This is a genomic window from Rahnella ecdela (genome assembly GCF_019049625.1).
Lineage (GTDB): Bacteria > Pseudomonadota > Gammaproteobacteria > Enterobacterales > Enterobacteriaceae > Rahnella > Rahnella ecdela.
This window is the reverse complement of sequence record NZ_JAFMOY010000128.1, coordinates 84,597-97,784: the sequence shown is the minus strand read 5'-3', so window position 1 is coordinate 97,784 and position 13,188 is coordinate 84,597. Positions and strand designations below refer to the sequence as shown.

Below are 13,188 nucleotides of genomic sequence, written 5' to 3'. Positions count from 1 at the left end.
GAAGAGTGTTAAACAGACGAGTCTGAAGGAGCATCACAGACTCGTTTGATAGAATCAAATAAGTAGTGTGCTATTAAATCGTTTAGTATTTTATAACTCTCACTGATTAAGGAACGAAATATGTCTATTGAAAAAGTTGTGTATCGTGCTCATGCCTCAGCTACCGGTGGCCGTGATGGTCGTGCGACTTCTGACGACGGCGTTCTTGACGTCAAACTGGGTGTTCCTAAAGAAATGGGCGGTATGGGCGGCGGCACCAACCCTGAGCAGCTGTTCGCAGCGGGCTATTCCGCTTGTTTCCTCGGCGCACTGAAAGCTGTGGCAGCCCAGGAAAAGATTAAGATCCCTGCGGATGCGAAAATTGAAGGTGCAGTAGGTATCGGTGCAATTCCTGGCGGTTACGGTATCGAGGTTCAGCTTGATATCACCCTGCCGGGCTTCGAGCGCAGTGAAGCCGAAGCACTGGTAGCGAAAGCCCATCAGGTTTGCCCGTATTCCAATGCGACCCGTGGCAACATCGATGTAACCTTGAATATTAAGTAATTTTTGTCATACCGCCTTCACCAGGGCGTTTTAATGAAATATCAGGGAGGCTCCGGCCTCCTTTTTCATGCCTGAAATACTCTCCCTGATCACCTGATTTCCTTTGCAGAGCGCTTCTTTCCCGATGTTCATGCGGGTATGTATATAAACGTAATCTCAGCATATTCCGTGAACTCGACGGGCATAAACATGTCACAATGATTCAGAATCTTTCAAAAAACTTCCGGAAAACCACATTACATGAATAGAGTGAAGACTCTATCGCAGCAAAATATCTCTTTATTGTTAGCGATTTACATTGGCATTTTCCTGAATGTCTCCGTGTTTCAACGCCGCTTTGCCGCTCTGGTTAATCATTTCACTTCTGTTGAACTGGTTCAGGCTGTCACCGAAGTGTGTGCCATCGTCCTGTTTACCTTTTTCGTCCTGCGTTTAATTTCGCTGGGGGGAAAACTGTTCTTCCGCATAATCGCCACGTTACTGGTGCTGATTTCGGTGGCCGCCAGTTATTACATGGTGATGTTCAACGTGGTGATCGGTTACGGCATTGTCGTTTCTGTCATGACTACGGATATCGACCTCAGTAAAGAAATTATCGGGTGGCATTTGTTTGTCTGGATGGCGCTGGTCAGTGCGGTTCCGTTGTTCCTTATCTGGAAAAACAGCCTGAGCCTGACACTGAATGAACAGATAAGAACGCCCGGCCAACGTGCGTTGCCATTGATTGTTCTGCTGGCGACAGCATTGCTGGTCTGGCTGCCGCTGCGTTATCTCGACCACGAGCAAAGTGTGAATGAGAAGAAAACCAACGTCGACTTGCCAAGTTATGGCGGCGTCGTCGCGCACTCTTATCTGCCATCAAACTGGCTGGCTGCGCTGGGTTTATATGCTTATACGCAGGTTAATGAGAGCCAGGATGCCGGCAATTATTTTGATCCGGCGAAGGAATTCACTTATGTGCCGCCCGCCGATATCGACGATACCTACGTCGTTTTCATCATCGGTGAAACCACCCGCTGGGATCACTTAGGCATTCTGGGATATGAGCGCGACACCACGCCGCGTTTGTCGAAAGAGAAGAATCTCGTGGCGTTCCGTGGCACGTCCTGCGATACCGCGACCAAGCTCTCGCTGCGCTGTATGTTTGTGCGCGAAGGCGGTACCGCGGATAACCCGCAGCGCACCCTGAAAGAGCAGAACATTTTTGCTGTGATGAAGTCTTTGGGCTTCACCTCAGAGTTGTTCGCCATGCAAAGCGAGCTATGGTTCTACAACAACGCGGATACCAATAACTTTTCTTTCCGCGAAATCATCGCTTCTGAAAAGCGTAACGACGGGAAGCCGGTCGATGACATGTTGCTGGTCAATGAGTTACAGGAATCGCTGAGGACGCACCCTAAAGGTAAGCATCTGGTGATCCTGCATACCAAAGGCTCTCATTATCTGTATTCGCAACGTTATCCGCGCAGTTATGCCCGTTATACGCCGGAATGTAAGAGCAATACCTGTACCAAAGCGGAACTGATCAATGCCTTTGATAACAGCGTGTTGTACACCGATACCTTCATCGATAACGTGATCGATCAGCTACGTGATAAGAAAGCGCTGGTGTTTTATGCCTCTGACCACGGTGAATCGATTGATGAGAATTCGCATCTGCACGGTACGCCACGTGAGATGGCACCGCCGGAGCAATTCCGTGTGCCGATGATGGTATGGGCATCTGACAGTTTCCTCGAGCAACCGGACCACAAACTGGCGTTTGAGCAGTTACAGGCGCAACAGCGGGTGGGGGCGAAGAAACGTCACGTTGAATTGTTCGACTCAATTCTGGGTTGTCTGGGCTATACCTCGCCTGACGGCGGTATCAATCCTGCCAACAACTGGTGTGCAAAACCTCAGGCAGAACAGAAGCTATAGGTTGTTTTGACGGCGTATCGGATAAAATCTGGTCAGTCAGTTCGGATGTTATAAAAAGCCGTTGACGCTCTGAGGGGGTCGCAGTAAGATGCGCCCCATTCGGCGAGTAGCGCAGCTTGGTAGCGCAACTGGTTTGGGACCAGTGGGTCGGAGGTTCGAATCCTCTCTCGCCGACCACATTTGAAAAACCTGCTTTTAAAGCAGGTTTTTTTTCGTCTGTAGTAAATGAGGATGAGAACCTCCGAAGGAGGTTTGAGCCGCGCGAAGCGAGACAACGTTGCTTTAGCAACGACCCGCAGGGCAAGCATCGAAGATGCGCGTCATCCTCTCTCGCCGACCACATTTGAAAAACCTGCTTTTAAAGCAGGTTTTTTTTCGTCTGTAGTAAATGAGGATGAGAACCTCCGAAGGAGGTTTGAGCCGATGACCGTTTTTAGGAACCCGCGTGCAAATCTGGCGAGGGATGAGCGCGTAAATACTAGCAATAACTACGCCAAAATTTAAAATTTGGTTAACATATTGGTTTCAAGCAATGTCCGTCTGCCATATCCCTGTTGGCGAGAAAACAGCCAAAACCCGCACAGATAATCACCTGCACCACCAGTGTGCATATGCGCTATTTTGGGGTCTTTTGCCGGTGCCGTAGCAAACAAGTTCCCTGAATGGCCGCAACCGTTTGCTGCACTTCTCAGCATTTTCAGCTGGTTTCCACCCCAATCTCAAAAATAACCGTTTAGATATTCATCATTTAGCCAGAAATTTTTAGGGAAATAATATGGGCAAAACCCCCAGGAATATTCTTTTACTAAGTGGATTGTGTGGTTATTTGATGTTCAGACTGAACATTCATCCTGATTCTGTTAAAGAAATGTTTTTTTATGTTTGTTTGTTGTAACTCACAGTCTGTGTAAATGCCTGATGGTTATATTGACGTCAAGGATAGGAGTTGCCAAATTGATAGCCCCAAGGAAGACCAGTGATTATTTCCGGTAAGCTTTTGTAAGGAATACTTTACAGATCGCAGGAAAAAAATGGCAGTTCACCATGCTCTGGTTGGACTTATTGCAGCACACGAGCAAACACAGTCACCCGCAAATAAAAATAAAGGGTGACGTGAGCTGTATACACAACACACACATCCACATCACCATTAATCGATGGAGCAGAAGCGATGACAATCTCTTTAGGTAAGTCGGGGCTACTGAAATTCAGTATGGGCCTGATTGCGCTGACCGTTGCGGCCAGTGTCCAGGCAAAAACGTTAGTGTATTGTTCTGAAGGTTCACCTGAAGGCTTTAACCCTCAGTTGTTCACCTCAGGCACCACGTATGACGCAAGCTCCGTGCCTATCTACAACCGTCTGGTTGAATTCAAAATCGGAACCACTGAAATCCAGCCTGGTCTGGCTGAAAAGTGGGACATCTCTGCCGATGGCAAAACCTATACCTTCCATCTGCGCAAAGGCGTGAAATGGCAGGACAACAAGGAATTCAAACCGTCCCGTGATTTCAACGCCGACGATGTTGTGTTCTCCTTCGAGCGCCAGCTGGACAAAAATAACGCCTACCACGGTGTTTCTGGCGGCAGCTACGAATACTTCGAAGGTATGGGTATGGGCGATCTGATCAACAAGATCGTGAAAGTGGACGACAACACCGTGCAGTTCGTACTGAACCGCCCTGAGTCTCCATTCCTGGCTGACCTGGCGATGGACTTCGCTTCAATCCTGTCTGCGGAATACGCTGACAACATGCTGAAAGCGAAAACGCCTGAGAAAGTTGACCTGGATCCAATCGGTACCGGTCCGTTCCAGCTTGTGCAATACCAGAAAGATTCACGCATCCTCTACAAAGCATTCCCGGGCTACTGGGGCACCAAGCCGCAGATCGACCGTTTAGTCTTCTCCATCACGCCTGACGCTTCCGTGCGTTACGCGAAATTGCAGAAAAATGAATGCCAGGTGATGCCGTACCCGAACCCGGCTGACATCGCAGCAATGAAAAAAGATAAATCCATCAACCTGATGCAACAACCAGGTCTGAACGTGGGTTATCTGTCCTTCAACGTTGAGAAAAAACCACTGGATGAAGTGAAAGTGCGTCAGGCACTGACCATGGCTGTGAACAAAAAAGCCATCATCGATGCGGTTTATCAGGGTGCTGGCCAGCCAGCTAAAAACCTGATCCCACCAACAATGTGGGGCTACAACAAAGACGTGGTGGATTACCCGTATGATCCAGCCAAAGCCAAAGAACTGCTGAAAGAAGCAGGTCACCCGGACGGTTTCACTATCGATCTGTGGGCGATGCCGGTACAGCGTCCGTACAACCCGAACGCACGTCGTATGGCTGAGATGATCCAGGCTGACTGGGCGAAAATTGGCGTGAAAGCCAACATCGTGACTTACGAGTGGGGCGAATACCTCAAGCGTGCCAAGAACGGTGAGCACCAGTCTGTGATGATGGGCTGGACCGGCGACAATGGGGATCCGGATAACTTCTTCGCGACCCTGTTCAGCTGTGCTGCAGCTAAAGACGGTTCCAACTACTCCCGCTGGTGTTACAAGCCGTTTGAAGATTTGATCCAGCCAGCCCGTGCTGAATCTGATCACGCCAAACGTGCTGCGCTGTACCAGCAGGCTCAGGTTGTGATGCATGACCAGGCACCTGCGCTGATCATCGCTCACTCCACCGTGTACGAACCTGTTCGTAAAGAAGTCAAAGGTTATGTCGTTGATCCATTAGGCAAACACCACTTCGAAAACGTCTCAATGGAGTGATCGCCTACTGAATAACCCGGGAGCTGCGTTGTGTGGTGCTCGCAATCTTCGCCTACCTGAAGGTATGTCTTGATTGCTGTGCTCCTCCGCCTTGCTCGCGGGCCATTCAGTACCGCCTTGATTCTCAAGAAAGAAATGTGAGCCACAATAAGCCCGGCGAGCTACGGTTTTCCGGGCATTTTATACAGAGAGTACGGGATATGTTGCAGTTCATACTCCGACGTTTGGGGTTAGTTATCCCAACGTTTATCGGCATTACTTTGCTGACTTTTGCCTTCGTACACATGATACCAGGCGACCCGGTCACCATCATGGCAGGCGAGCGCGGGGTTTCCCCCGAACGTCACGCCCAGCTGATGGCAGATATGGGGCTCGACAAGCCTCTTTACCAGCAATATTTCAAATACGTGAACGGGGTGCTGCATGGCGACCTGGGCACCTCCTTAAAAAGCCGCACCCCTGTCTGGCAGGAATTCGTACCGCGCTTTAAAGCCACTCTGGAACTGGGCATCTGTGCGATGATTTTCGCGATCATTGTCGGTATTCCGGTGGGTGTGCTGGCGGCGGTAAAACGGGGCTCGATATTCGACCACACGGCCGTGGGAATATCACTGACCGGCTACTCGATGCCCATATTCTGGTGGGGGATCATGCTGGTGATGCTGGTCTCGGTACAGCTTAATCTGACGCCCGTATCGGGGCGAATAAGCGATACCGTATTCCTGGATGACAGCCTGCCGCTGACCGGCTTTATGCTGATCGACACGCTGTTCTGGGGCGAGCCGGGTGATTTCGTCGATGCCGTGATGCACATGATTTTACCGGCTATCGTTCTGGGCACCATTCCGCTGGCGGTGATTGTGCGTATGACCCGTTCTTCCATGCTGGAAGTGCTGGGTGAAGACTATATCCGTACCGCGCGCGCCAAAGGCGTCAGCCGTATGCGGGTCATCGTCGTCCACGCATTGCGCAATGCACTGTTGCCGGTGGTAACCATCATTGGTTTGCAGGTCGGTACGCTGCTCGGTGGCGCTATCCTGACGGAAACTATCTTCTCCTGGCCGGGACTCGGCCGGTGGCTGATCGACGCACTCCAGCGCCGCGACTATCCGGTCGTACAGGGCGGGGTGTTGCTGGTCGCTACTCTGATCATCGTGGTTAACCTGCTGGTAGATGTGCTCTACGGCGTGGTCAACCCGCGTATTCGCCACAAGAAATAAGGGGCGCACAATGTCTCAAACCACTGAGCCGGTCGCTAACGAGTTAGTGACGGCTGCGCCAGTGCCGATGCCGCCGATGCGCGAATTCTGGCATTACTTCAAGCGTAACAAAGGGGCCGTTGTCGGCCTGGCTTACATCATTATCATGCTGGTCATTGCAATTGGCGCGAACGTGATTGCACCTCATCTGCCTGCTGAACAGTTCCGTGACGCGTTGCTGCGCCCGCCGGTCTGGATGGAAGGCGGCAGCTGGAAATTCCTGTTGGGCACCGACGACGTGGGCCGCGATATTCTGACGCGTCTGATGTACGGCGCGCGTTTATCGCTGCTGGTCGGTTGTCTGGTCGTTGTACTTTCGCTGATCCTCGGCGTGGTTTTCGGCCTGTTTGCCGGTTACTACGGCGGTGTGGTGGACGCCATCATCATGCGTGTGGTTGATATCATGCTGGCGCTGCCAAGCCTGTTGCTGGCGCTGGTGCTGGTGGCGATTTTCGGCCCGTCAATAGTCAACGCCTCGCTGGCGCTGACGTTCGTTGCCTTACCGCACTATGTCCGTTTAACCCGCGCTGCGGTGCTGGTGGAAGTGAACCGTGACTACGTGACCGCTTCGCGCGTTGCCGGTGCCGGTTCTGCCCGTCAGATGTTCGTCAACATTTTACCTAACTGCTTAGCGCCGCTGATTGTTCAGGCATCGCTCGGCTTCTCCAACGCCATCCTCGATATGGCAGCGTTGGGCTTCCTCGGTATGGGCGCACAGCCGCCAACGCCGGAGTGGGGCACCATGCTGTCAGACGTCTTACAGTTTGCTCAAAGTGCCTGGTGGGTTGTGACCTTCCCTGGCGTGATCATACTGCTGACGGTGCTGGCATTTAACCTGATGGGTGATGGCCTGCGTGATGCCCTCGACCCTAAACTTAAGCAGTAAGGGGTTGGAGATGGAAACAACATTAATGAATGACGTTCAGGTCGGCAAAACGTTGCTGACCGTGGATAAACTTTCCGTTCACTTCGGTGACGAAGGGACGCCGTTCCGCGCCGTAGACCGTATCAGTTACAGCGTGAAACAGGGCGAAGTGGTCGGGATTGTCGGTGAGTCCGGCTCCGGTAAATCGGTCAGTTCACTGGCGCTGATGGGGCTTATCGACTTCCCCGGCAAAGTGATGGCGGAAAAACTTGAGTTCGGTGGCCGCAACCTGCAGGGCATCAGCGAAAAAGAGCGCCGTCAGATTGTCGGTGCCGAAGTCGCGATGATTTTCCAGGATCCGATGACCAGCCTCAACCCGTGCTACACCGTCGGTTTCCAGATTATGGAAGCCATCAAGGTGCATCAGGGCGGCAACAAAAAGACCCGTCGTCAGCGCACTATCGACTTGCTGAATCTGGTCGGTATTCCTGATCCGGCTTCACGTCTCGACGTGTATCCGCATCAGCTTTCCGGCGGGATGAGCCAGCGCGTGATGATCGCGATGGCCATCGCCTGTCGTCCGAAACTGCTGATTGCCGATGAGCCGACCACTGCGCTCGACGTGACAATTCAGGCGCAGATCATCGAGCTGCTGCTTGAGTTGCAACAGAAAGAAAACATGGCGCTGATGCTGATCACCCATGACCTGGCACTGGTGGCGGAAGCCGCGCATCACATCATCGTGATGTACGCCGGTCAGGTAGTGGAATCGGCCAAAGCCACGGAAATCTTCCGTGCGCCGCGTCATCCGTATACTCAGGCGCTGCTGCGCTCACTGCCGGAATTCTCCACTGACAAAGCCCGTTTGCAGTCATTACCGGGCGTGGTGCCGGGCAAATATGACCGTCCTAACGGCTGTCTGCTGAATCCGCGCTGCCCGTATGCAACTGACCGTTGCCGTAAAGAAGAACCTGCGCTGCGTGACCTCGCAAACGGGCGTCAGTCGAAGTGCCATTATCCGCTGGATGATGCCGGGAGACCTACTTATGAGTCCTGATAACACCCAATCGCAGCCGCTGCTGCACGCGATTGACCTGAAAAAACATTACCCGGTGAAGAAGGGCTTCTTCGGCCAGGAACGCACGGTGAAAGCGCTCGACGGCGTTTCGTTTACGCTCGAACGCGGTAAAACGCTGGCGGTGGTCGGGGAATCCGGTTGTGGTAAATCCACGCTGGGTCGCCTGCTGACCATGATTGAAGTGCCGACCGGCGGTGAACTTTATTATCGCGGGCAGGATTTGCTGAAACCTGATGCGACGGCTGAAAAGTTGCGCCGTCAGAAGATCCAAATCGTGTTCCAGAATCCTTACGGATCACTGAACCCGCGTAAGAAAGTCGGCCAGATCCTTGAAGAACCTTTGCTGATCAACACCCAACTGACCCGCGAAGAACGTCGCGAGAAAGCATTGGCGATGATGGCGAAAGTCGGCCTGAAAACCGAACATTACGACCGTTATCCGCACATGTTCTCCGGCGGTCAGCGTCAGCGTATTGCTATCGCCCGCGGTCTGATGCTGGATCCGGATGTGGTGATCGCCGATGAACCGGTGTCGGCACTCGACGTCTCCGTGCGTGCACAGGTACTGAACCTGATGATGGATTTGCAGCAGGATTTGGGGCTGTCGTACGTTTTCATCTCTCACGATTTGTCCGTGGTGGAGCATATCGCTGACGAAGTAATGGTGATGTATCTCGGCCGCTGCGTGGAGAAGGGCTCGAAAGACGCCATTTTCAGCAATCCGCGCCATCCGTACACGCAGGCATTACTGTCCGCGACGCCGCGTCTGAATCCGGACGATCGCCGTGAACGCATCAAGCTGACCGGTGAACTGCCAAGCCCGCTGAATCCGCCAGCCGGTTGCGCGTTCAACGCCCGCTGCCGCCGTGCGTTCGGCACCTGCAAACAGTTCCAGCCGCAGCTGAAGCAGTACGGCGACCAGCTCGTTGCCTGTTTTGCTGTTGATCAGGATGAAACCGGGACAACGCAGACTGTGGCGTAAACCGGTTTAACAGCAGAAATGAAAAAGCCCGCGAATTCGCGGGTTTTTTTATGGGCGTAGCCTGAAAAAATGCCAAAAAAAAGCCCGATAACAAGTATCGGGCAAAGGGACTTAATGAAATATTGGATGCTATTTCTACGATCTCGGTGTGAAGGAAGATCGGTTATTGAGGTTACTGCTACCACATTAATGGTTCGTTTATCCGCATGGCGGGCTTCTGAGCACGATATAAATTCGCCACTTAGCAGCCGGCAGAGGGAAAATTTGGAACTTACTTCTGACCGGTGATTTCAATCACGACACGGCGATCTGGCGCAAGGCAATCCTTCAGCTGCGCAGAAGGCATACCATTATCGCACTGGGTACCGGTGACGGAATCGTTGCTGCCGCGGCCTTCTGAACTGACATTCTGAGCTGACAGACCCTGAGCAATCAGTGCATCAGCAACAACCTGAGCACGTTTTGAAGAGAGCTGCTGATTGTATTGATCAGAACCCAGACGATCGCTGTAGCCGATAACCATCGTGGAGCTGTTTTTGGCAGCCTGCATTTCCGGGCTGTTATACAGCTGAGTAATGGCTGCGTTACCTTCAGCCGTCAACGTCGCTGAATCGTAAGCGAACAGGACGTCAGATTTCATGTTGAAGGTAGTCACTTCTGGTGCTGCCTCTGCTGCAACAGCGACAGGAACGGCAACCGGGGTTTCGTCATGCTGACCAAAGCGATACACAACACCTGCGGAGACGGAGCTTATATCACTGCTCACGCCAATCTGATTGGAATTGCCCACGTTGCTGACCCACTGATATTCCAGACGGCCTGCCCAGTTTTTGTTAAACGCATATTCTGTACCGACGGCTGCCAGCGGACGTATGCCTGTTTCCATATTGCTGTGACCGGCATTTTTGGTTTCAGCGCGGTAGGCCATCGCACCGGCACGACCATAGAGATCCCAACTGTCGGTCAGGCCGTAGCTGGCTTTTAGCGACATTTGCAGACCCTGACTTTCCATCGTTGTGCCGGAAACGCCGTGATTGCCATGAATGCTCATATTACCGAGGTAGTCGTAACCTCCTTCTACGGCAAGCCAGGAAGTGACCTGATAGCCACCAAATACGCCACCGCTGACATTATCTTTGTCGAAGTCAAAATCCGTCGCCTGACTGACGTTATCGTTGAAATCACCTTTGCCGCTGGCATCGAAGTAATGAGACCAGCCAAGTTTTGCGCCGCCGTACCAGGTATTGGTGTCAGCTGCGGCATAAACGCTGGAAACCGCGCAGACATTTACCACGATTAAAGCGATAAGAGTTTTTTTCATATTATTCCCCGGATTCTTCTGCCACTGCAGGGCAGAATCTAATGTGCATGATGCTGTGTGGGGGGATACTAATTAAAAAATCCGGCGTTTTGAAAGGATAATACGTTTAAATCTAAACTTTGGGGGAATGAGAATTATTAATATCTGCACAGTTATTAAAACTCTTCTGGTAGAGGTTTCATTTCCAGTAAATATCCGCCACGACTTGTCGAGATATATTCGCCTTGTTTAAGGGCATGAATAATATTTAGTACAGTGCTGCGGGATAAGTGCGTTCTCTCCTGAATATATTCAAGAATGGAGATGCGCAAACGGGTCTCAAGAGGTAACTGGATCATCTCCTGTAAATGGTTGCTGATGACTGAGTAGGTACGTTGCTGCACGACCAGCGCATCACGGTAGAAAAGATAACTGCTGAAGTAGGACAGCGCCGCTGCGACATCCTGCCAGAGGTTTTTTTTGCTGAAAATCGCCATCGCCTGCGCGGCATCGGTGCGGTGAATTATTGCCTGCGTATCGACGCGTAATGTCTGGCAATGAATCCCCTGCATCGCTTCAGCCACGCCAAACAGCAGCGGATCATAGGCGGTGGCCATAACCAGTCCGTCAGTGGCGCGCAGAACCGAAACTTCGCCTTCCAGGAACAAATAAAACTGCGGATTGCCCTGATACGACCATGACAATCTTTTGCGCGGCACCACGCTCACCGGCGTACTTACCGGCATAAGGGCAGAAATCAGGCGCTGAATTGACGCTTCCGGGCGTTCGGGTGGGATTATTTTCACAGTTTCTTCTCGTTTCGAAAGACAGCATTATGTTAGCTATTATAGCCAAACAAACCCAGCTTACTTTTTATCGTAACGGATCATAATAACTTTCTCCACATTGCCGGGAGGAGTGCGCTAACTGTTTTTAAGTATACTTATTATTTAATTATTAAAATTTGCAATCCAGATCAATAATTATTTAAACAATAACACTAAGGTAATGACCACCACAAAATAACACGATGGATTATTTTCGTGAATTTATTTTGTTTTAACATAGGCGAATTCTATCTATTCGCTTTATGAATGGAGCCGTTGGAGTTTATTCAAAAGGGATTGATATGCCACAGATCAGATTGCCTGCCAGAATATATACTACACCCGCAGGAGCGAGGTCCTCAGATGATTTGCAGTATGGTGATATGACGGAGCAGCAACTCAGGTCTGTCTTTCATCTGAATGATGTTTCAGCAAGAGTAAACCCTGACTAAAATTGAAGAGATAAAAGCCTCTCCTTTTTCGGGTTTTAATTTTCCCGACCGGCCATCTTCTTTACTCATTGATTACTTTCCAAAAAAGGCGTCACGTCTTCTTCAACCTTATCCGGAAATAAAAAGTACGCTTTCAGTGAAACAATGCAGCGATATTCTTTTTGATGAAATGAGGGAACTGTCTAAGCCTTTCGCGTTATATGGTGTTTACAGCGGACTGATCGTGAAGATGATCAACCATATGCAAAAGAACAGCGGGTTGCCATTCAGGGATTATCTTTTGAATATGGCACTTGAGAGACAGATTAGATATGATTTTTCCCAGATTAGCAGTTTAAATACTATAAAGAAGACCCTGCTTAATGACATAAATTGGGGAAATAACCGTCACGCTCAAGATATAGAAGTATTGCTTAGAAAAAATTTACAGTCCTGCTTCCTTCCAAAATTCAAAAGATTCAAAGATAACTTTAATGGTATGGGGATCACCGTACACGATACTTATGCCACTCAGATAACATTGACGTCACTCTCGATTGTCAAAAATGAATATCAGGCAGTTATTAATTATAAAGTTCAGGATCATTTTGGGTTGGATAAGAAAGATATTTCAAATCCTCAATTTAAAATGTTACGTTTTTTCCGAATCTGGTTTGTTTTGCATCGTTGGGAAAAATTGGGATTTAAACCATTTACGACTGAGATGGAAGCAAATATTTCTATTAAAGGAGGCATTAGATGAATAAAAAATCCGGCATCTTCATAATCTTTATACTCATTATAGTAACTTGTTTTTTTGTTTTAAGAGAACCGGAAATTATCTATGTTCACGAAGATGAAGATAGTACCGTCATCATAGTTAGAAACTTTCCCATTACGCAGTGGGGTAAGATTTACTGGTGGGAAAATAATAAGGATATGATGAATGCTAAATATCAATTACCAAGAGTAGATGCTGCTGGTAATTATTATGTTTCTATATTAGATGGGAGTGATGGTTTTAAGAAGGTTACAGAAGCTAATTTATATTGGTTTAGTTTTGAACATACCGATCTCTATTGTTTTAATGAGATCAAGTCAGAGGATCGATGCATTGAGAAAAACTTCCTTATGCAGATTCATAATGGAATGAAAAATAAAACAGACTATTTTATAAAGGGAGATTACGTTACTAAATGAAAAT

The 13,188-nt window shown here is 49.8% G+C and carries 12 protein-coding genes, 1 tRNA gene and 1 other RNA gene; 12 read left to right on the top strand and 2 right to left on the bottom strand.

What is annotated here, in order from left to right:
- Positions 1-120: 120 nt before the first annotated feature.
- The 9 genes from J1784_RS15195 (at position 121) to dppF (ending at position 9,426) form a co-directional block, all read left to right on the top strand.
- Positions 121-543: an organic hydroperoxide resistance protein gene (locus J1784_RS15195; RefSeq protein ID WP_112291684.1), complete on the top strand. Its 423-nt coding sequence runs from the start codon at positions 121-123 to the stop codon at positions 541-543.
- Positions 544-783: 240 nt separating this feature from the next.
- Positions 784-2,463, top strand: a complete 1,680-nt coding sequence (gene eptB, locus J1784_RS15190; protein WP_217149932.1) for a kdo(2)-lipid A phosphoethanolamine 7''-transferase — start codon at positions 784-786, stop codon at positions 2,461-2,463.
- A gap of 100 nt (positions 2,464-2,563) precedes the next feature.
- Positions 2,564-2,640, top strand: a tRNA-Pro gene (locus J1784_RS15185).
- 33 nt (positions 2,641-2,673) lie between these two features.
- A non-coding RNA gene (locus J1784_RS15180) (RtT sRNA) lies at positions 2,674-2,803 on the top strand.
- Positions 2,804-3,634: 831 nt separating this feature from the next.
- Complete coding sequence (gene dppA, locus J1784_RS15175; protein WP_217149931.1) at positions 3,635-5,242, top strand: dipeptide ABC transporter periplasmic-binding protein DppA; 1,608 nt, start codon at positions 3,635-3,637, stop codon at positions 5,240-5,242.
- A 200-nt stretch (positions 5,243-5,442) separates the two neighbouring features.
- Complete coding sequence (gene dppB, locus J1784_RS15170; protein WP_217149930.1) at positions 5,443-6,462, top strand: dipeptide ABC transporter permease DppB; 1,020 nt, start codon at positions 5,443-5,445, stop codon at positions 6,460-6,462.
- Positions 6,463-6,472: 10 nt separating this feature from the next.
- Complete coding sequence (gene dppC, locus J1784_RS15165; protein WP_217149929.1) at positions 6,473-7,387, top strand: dipeptide ABC transporter permease DppC; 915 nt, start codon at positions 6,473-6,475, stop codon at positions 7,385-7,387.
- A gap of 25 nt (positions 7,388-7,412) precedes the next feature.
- Positions 7,413-8,423 (top strand): dipeptide ABC transporter ATP-binding protein, encoded by a 1,011-nt coding sequence (gene dppD, locus J1784_RS15160; RefSeq protein WP_217150042.1) that lies wholly within the window; start codon positions 7,413-7,415, stop codon positions 8,421-8,423.
- Positions 8,413-9,426 (top strand): dipeptide ABC transporter ATP-binding subunit DppF, encoded by a 1,014-nt coding sequence (dppF, locus tag J1784_RS15155; protein ID WP_217149928.1) that lies wholly within the window; start codon positions 8,413-8,415, stop codon positions 9,424-9,426. Before dppD ends, dppF begins: the two co-directional genes overlap by 11 nt.
- 271 nt (positions 9,427-9,697) lie before the next feature.
- On the opposite strand, the gene ompA is transcribed toward dppF, so the two are convergent.
- Both ompA and J1784_RS15145 read right to left on the bottom strand, forming a co-directional pair.
- The gene (gene ompA / locus J1784_RS15150; RefSeq protein WP_217149927.1) at positions 9,698-10,747 is read right to left on the bottom strand and encodes a porin OmpA; all 1,050 of its coding nucleotides are present in this window, start codon (positions 10,745-10,747) and stop codon (positions 9,698-9,700) included.
- Between the two features lie 155 nt (positions 10,748-10,902).
- On the bottom strand, positions 10,903-11,532 hold the full coding sequence (locus tag J1784_RS15145; RefSeq protein WP_217149926.1) for a helix-turn-helix domain-containing protein: 630 nt from the start codon (positions 11,530-11,532) through the stop codon (positions 10,903-10,905).
- A 284-nt stretch (positions 11,533-11,816) separates the two neighbouring features.
- Between J1784_RS15145 and J1784_RS26645 the strand changes: the two genes are divergently transcribed.
- Genes J1784_RS26645 through J1784_RS15130 form a run of 3 tightly spaced genes read left to right on the top strand, consistent with a single transcriptional unit; the run spans position 11,817 to position 13,184 of the window.
- Positions 11,817-12,005, top strand: coding sequence for a DUF3289 family protein (locus J1784_RS26645; protein ID WP_338019909.1), 189 nt, complete (start codon positions 11,817-11,819; stop codon positions 12,003-12,005).
- The gene (locus tag J1784_RS15135; protein WP_274387330.1) at positions 11,998-12,747 is read left to right on the top strand and encodes a DUF3289 family protein; all 750 of its coding nucleotides are present in this window, start codon (positions 11,998-12,000) and stop codon (positions 12,745-12,747) included. The genes J1784_RS26645 and J1784_RS15135 overlap by 8 nt, the downstream gene beginning before the upstream one ends.
- Entirely contained in the window at positions 12,744-13,184 is a 441-nt protein-coding gene (locus J1784_RS15130) for a DUF943 family protein (protein WP_217149924.1), read from the top strand. The genes J1784_RS15135 and J1784_RS15130 overlap by 4 nt, the downstream gene beginning before the upstream one ends.
- The last annotated feature ends 4 nt before the right edge of the window (positions 13,185-13,188 follow it).